The following is a 4373-nucleotide window of genomic DNA, read 5'->3' as shown; positions in this document are numbered from 1 at the left end:
AGGGCGGCGGGCGCGGCGGGCCCGGTGCGCGCGTCGCTCATGGGGGGATGGCCGGCGGCGCCGGGCTAGGCGGTGCCGGCGGACTCGTCGCCGGCCTCGCGGTCGGCGGCGGCGGCCTTGGCGGCCTGCGCCCGCTCCCACTCCTGCTGCTTGAGGTCGGCCTCGCGGGGCGCCTGGATCTTCCTCATCTGCTTGTTCATCGAGCGGACGAGGAACACCAGCGCGACCAGCAGCGCCAGGAACACCCCGAAGCCGAGGAAGCCGGGGCTGACCGTGTCGTTGTTGAGCGGAATGGCGTGGGCGAGCGGAAGCACTACAGACACACCTTCTCCCGGATGCCGGCGAACAGGTCGCCCTCCGGCAACTCGGTGTCGACCAGGGACCTGGCCAAATGGTAGTCCTCGGTCGGCCATGCCTCGCGCTGGACGTCCAGCGGGACGCGGAACCAGAACCCGTTGGGGTCGATCTGGGTCGCGTGCGCGAGCAGCGCCCGGTCCCGGGTCTCGAAGTGGTCCGCGCACGGGACGCGGGTCGTGACCTCCCACGTCGCGCGCTTCTCCTTCTCCTCCTCGAAGCGCTCGATCCACTCGTGGTACGGCGACTCCAGGCCCGCCTTCTCCATCGCGGTGTGCAGCGCGAGGATGCGGTCCTTGCTGAACGTCATGTGGTAGTAGAGCTTCAGCGGCTGCCACGGCTCGCCCGCGTCCGGGTAGCGGTCCGGGTCGCCGGCGGCCTCGAACGCCTCCACCGACACCTCGTGGCACTTCACGTGGTCGGGGTGCGGGTAGCCGCCCTTCTCGTCGTAGGTCAGCATCACGTGCGGGCGGAACTCGCGGACGGCGCGCACCAGCGGCTCGCTCGCGGTCTCCAGCGGCTCCAGCGCGAAGCAGCCCTCCGGCAGCGGCGGCAGCGGGTCGCCCTCGGGGAAGCCGGAGTCGACGAAGCCGAGCCAGCGCTGCCCGACGCCGAGGATCTCGCGGGCCCGCGCCATCTCCGCCTCGCGCACCTTGCCGATGTCGGCCTTGACCTCCGGGCGGTCCATCGCCGGGTTGAGGATGTCGCCGCGCTCCCCGCCCGTGCAGGTGACGACCAGGACCTCCACGCCCTCCGCGACGTACTTGGCCATCGTGGCCGCGCCCTTGCTGGACTCGTCGTCGGGGTGGGCGTGCACGGCCATCAGGCGCAGCGGTTCGGCGCCCCCGTCCGGCCCGGCGCACGTCGTATCGTCGATGACCTCGGACACCTGGGGTTCTCCCTCTCAGCGAGCAGTTCTTACCGTGAAGGCGGACCCCGGTTCGGAGCACCCGCGCCTACAGACGAGAATTGTCCCTGACAACGTCCGCACCCCGCACGGAGATTCCCCGCGATGACGACGAGCGTGCCGGCGCCCGAGGCGCCCGCCGAGCCCAAGCGCGGCCGGCTCGGCCTGGTGATCATCGGGATCGTGTGCGCGGTCGCCGCGGGCGGCTTCGGGTTCATCGCCGCGCACGTGGGGCAGACCCCGGGCATCGACGCGCAGCTGATCACCTATGACGCGCGCCCCGCCTCCATCGAGGTGAACTTCTCCATCGCCAAGCCGAAGGAGGACGTGGTGCACTGCACGCTGCAGGCCTTCGACGAGAACATGACCGTGATCGCGAAGAAGGACGTCACGGTCCCGGCGGGGACGTCGAAGGCGGGCATGTCGGAGACGCTGCCGACGCCGCACAAGGCGACCAGCGCCCAGCTGCAGGGCTGCCGGAAGGCGTGACGCCGCGGCGGGCGGCCGCGCCCGGATCGTCCGTTCGGCGGGCGAAACCCGATTGGCCGGTTGCACACGCCGAGTTCAGGGAACCTTTACCCGCACACACCGGATAGGCTAGAGGTTTCACCCGGCCGCACTTCATGTCGATGTGGCGCCCGCCCGGAAGGGCCGGCGAGGATCGCAACATGTGGATGAGGAGTACCCGTGACCGAGACCCGCGCTGACAACGTCACCTGGCTGACCCAGGAGGCGTACGACCGGCTCAAGGCTGAGCTGGACCACCTGTCGGGCCCGGGCCGCATCGAGATCGCTCAGAAGATCGAGGCGGCGCGGGAGGAAGGCGACCTGCGCGAGAACGGCGGCTACCACGCGGCCAAGGAGGAGCAGGGCAAGATCGAGGGCCGGATCCTCCAGCTCCAGGGCATCCTGGAGAACGCCCGCGTGGGCGAGGCGCCGCGCACCGAGGGCGTCGTCGGCCCCGGCATGACCGTCACGGTCACCTTCGAGGGCGACGACGAGGAGGTCACGTTCCTGCTGGCCTCCCGCGAGGAGGTCGGCGCGCCCATCGACGTCTACTCGCCGAAGTCGCCGCTCGGCGCGGCCATCAACGGCAAGAAGGTCGGCGACAAGGCCACCTACACGCTGCCGAACGGCCGCAGCATGACCGTCGAGATCCTCGACGCGACCCCCTACGGCGGCTGACGCACAGCCGCGATCGCCGCTCCCCGAGCGGCGTCACCGGCCGGGAACCACATCGCGGTCCGCCGTCCCGTTCACCGGGGCGGCGGACCGTCGTTTTGCCCCGGGCCGCTCCTGCGTCCCGCCGCCTCCCTGACGAGGGGGAGGGTGCGGTACGGGATCTGGGTGGCGAGGGAGATCACCGAGGAGGCCCGCTCCACGCCGGCGACGTCCACGAGGACGTCGATGACGCGCTGCAGGTCGGTGTTGCTGCGCGCGACGATGCGGCAGAGCATGTCGCCGGGGCCGGTGATCGTGTGCGCCTCGATCACCTCGGGGACCTGGGCGAGGCGGCGGGCGACGGGGTCGTGGCCGCCGGCCTGCCGCAGCTGCAGGGTGACGAACGCGGTGACGCCGTAGCCGAGCGCCGCCGGGTCGATCTCGGGGCCGAACCCGGCGATGACGCCGTCGCGCGACAGCCGGTCCAGGCGGGCCTGGACGGTGCCGCGGGCGACGCCGAGGCGGCGGGACGCCTCCAGCACGCCGACGCGGGGCTCGGCGGTGAACATCTCGATCAGCCGGCCGTCCAGTTCGTCGATGGGCACGGCGTCCTCCCGGGACTCCTGTGGTCCTGGTCACGCTGTACAGAGCGACCGGTCGTCTGTCCGGCTTACTGTACAGATTGTGCAGTGATTTCGACGACTCTTGCGCACCTTGTAGGCGCATGTCCAGATTGGTGGGCATGGATGAGTTTCCGGTCAAGGGCATGGACGCCGTCGTGTTCGCCGTGGGCAACGCCAAGCAGGCCGCCCACTACTACTCGACCGCCTTCGGGATGCGCCGGGTCGCCTACCGCGGCCCGGAGAACGGCAGCCCGGACGAGGCGGTGCACGTGCTGGAGTCGGGCGGCGCCCGGTTCGTGTTCCGCGGCCCGGTGAAGGCGGGCACCGCGATCGGCCGGCACATCGCCGAGCACGGCGACGGGATCGTCGACCTGGCGATCGAGGTGCCGGACGTCGAGCACGCCTACCGGCACGCGCTCGCCAAGGGCGCGACGGGGCTGGAGGAGCCGCACGTCCTGGAGGACGAGCACGGCAAGGTGACGATCGCGGCGATCGCCACCTACGGCGAGACCCGGCACTCGCTGGTCGACCGCTCCAACTACACCGGCCCGTACCTGCCGGGCTTCGCGGCCGCCGACCCGATCGTCGAGCCGCAGGACAAGCGGTTCTTCCAGGCGATCGACCACTGCGTCGGCAACGTCGAGCGCATGGACGAGTGGGCCGAGTTCTACCACCGCGTCATGGGCTTCACCGACATGGCCGAGTTCGTCGGCGACGACATCGCGACCGAGTACTCGGCGCTGATGTCGAAGGTCGTCGCGGACGGCACCCGGAAGGTGAAGTTCCCGCTGAACGAGCCGGCGGAGAGCAGGCGCAAGTCGCAGATCGACGAGTACCTGGAGTTCTACGGCGGGCCGGGCGTGCAGCACATCGCCCTCGCCACGAACGACATCCTCGCGTCGGTCGACCGGATGCGGGCCGCGGGCGTGGAGTTCCTGGAGAGCCCCGACTCCTACTACGAGGACGCCGAGCTGCGCGAGCGCATCGGGCGGGTGCGGGTGCCGATCGAGGAGCTGCAGAAGCGCCGCATCCTGGTCGACCGGGACGAGGACGGCTACCTGCTGCAGATCTTCACCAAGCCGGTGCAGGACCGTCCGACGGTGTTCTTCGAGCTGATCGAGCGGCACGGGTCGCTCGGCTTCGGCAAGGGCAACTTCAAGGCGCTGTTCGAGGCGATCGAGCGCGAGCAGGAGCGCCGCGGCAACCTGTGACGCGGCCGCCGCGCGGGCTGCGACGCGGTCGCCGCGCGGCCGTGACGCGCCGCAGCGCGGCTTGACCGGCCCGGGGACGGCCGGTGTCCGGGGCCGGTCAGGGCCGCGGCGGGCGGG

General features: G+C 71.2%; 6 protein-coding genes. 3 read left to right on the top strand and 3 right to left on the bottom strand.

All coding sequences use genetic code 11. From position 1 onward, the window contains the following. Positions 1-65 precede the first annotated feature (65 nt). Both F9B16_RS49445 and mca read right to left on the bottom strand, forming a co-directional pair. Positions 66-314: a hypothetical protein gene (locus tag F9B16_RS49445; protein ID WP_151547189.1), complete on the bottom strand. Its 249-nt coding sequence runs from the start codon at positions 312-314 to the stop codon at positions 66-68. Further along, positions 314-1177, bottom strand: a complete 864-nt coding sequence (gene mca, locus F9B16_RS49440; RefSeq protein ID WP_151547190.1) for a mycothiol conjugate amidase Mca — start codon at positions 1175-1177, stop codon at positions 314-316. Before mca ends, F9B16_RS49445 begins: the two co-directional genes overlap by 1 nt. A 189-nt stretch (positions 1178-1366) precedes the next feature. Between mca and F9B16_RS49435 the strand changes: the two genes are divergently transcribed. Together F9B16_RS49435 and greA are read left to right on the top strand one after the other, a co-directional pair. Beyond that, a complete protein-coding gene (locus F9B16_RS49435) occupies positions 1367-1750 on the top strand; it encodes a DUF4307 domain-containing protein (RefSeq protein WP_151547188.1) in 384 nt (127 codons plus the stop codon). A gap of 198 nt (positions 1751-1948) precedes the next feature. Beyond that, on the top strand, positions 1949-2446 hold the full coding sequence (gene greA / locus F9B16_RS49430; protein ID WP_151547187.1) for a transcription elongation factor GreA: 498 nt from the start codon (positions 1949-1951) through the stop codon (positions 2444-2446). A 71-nt stretch (positions 2447-2517) separates the two neighbouring features. On the opposite strand, the gene F9B16_RS49425 is transcribed toward greA, so the two are convergent. Further along, positions 2518-3027: an Lrp/AsnC family transcriptional regulator gene (locus F9B16_RS49425; RefSeq protein WP_151547186.1), complete on the bottom strand. Its 510-nt coding sequence runs from the start codon at positions 3025-3027 to the stop codon at positions 2518-2520. Between the two features lie 137 nt (positions 3028-3164). Here F9B16_RS49425 and hppD point away from each other — a divergent pair, with 137 nt between their 5' ends. Further along, positions 3165-4256 carry a 4-hydroxyphenylpyruvate dioxygenase gene (gene hppD / locus F9B16_RS49420; protein ID WP_192809397.1) on the top strand — a complete coding sequence of 364 codons (1092 nt, stop codon included), beginning with the start codon at positions 3165-3167 and terminating at the stop codon, positions 4254-4256. Positions 4257-4373: the final 117 nt, after the last annotated feature.

Origin of the sequence: Actinomadura montaniterrae, assembly GCF_008923365.1 — a bacterium.
In the GTDB taxonomy this organism is placed as follows: domain Bacteria; phylum Actinomycetota; class Actinomycetes; order Streptosporangiales; family Streptosporangiaceae; genus Spirillospora; species Spirillospora montaniterrae.
The sequence above is the reverse complement of the archived record's forward strand: the minus strand, read 5'-3'. Positions and strand labels throughout refer to the sequence as shown.

What these genes read in the sequence shown, in the direction of transcription:
- mca (WP_151547190.1), bottom strand. Translation starts at nt 1,177, where the DNA reads ATGGCCGTGCACGCCCACCCCGACGACGAGTCCAGCAAGGGCGCGGCC.
- F9B16_RS49435 (WP_151547188.1), top strand. Translation starts at nt 1,367, where the DNA reads ATGACGACGAGCGTGCCGGCGCCCGAGGCGCCCGCCGAGCCCAAGCGC.
- hppD (WP_192809397.1), top strand. Translation starts at nt 3,165, where the DNA reads ATGGATGAGTTTCCGGTCAAGGGCATGGACGCCGTCGTGTTCGCCGTG.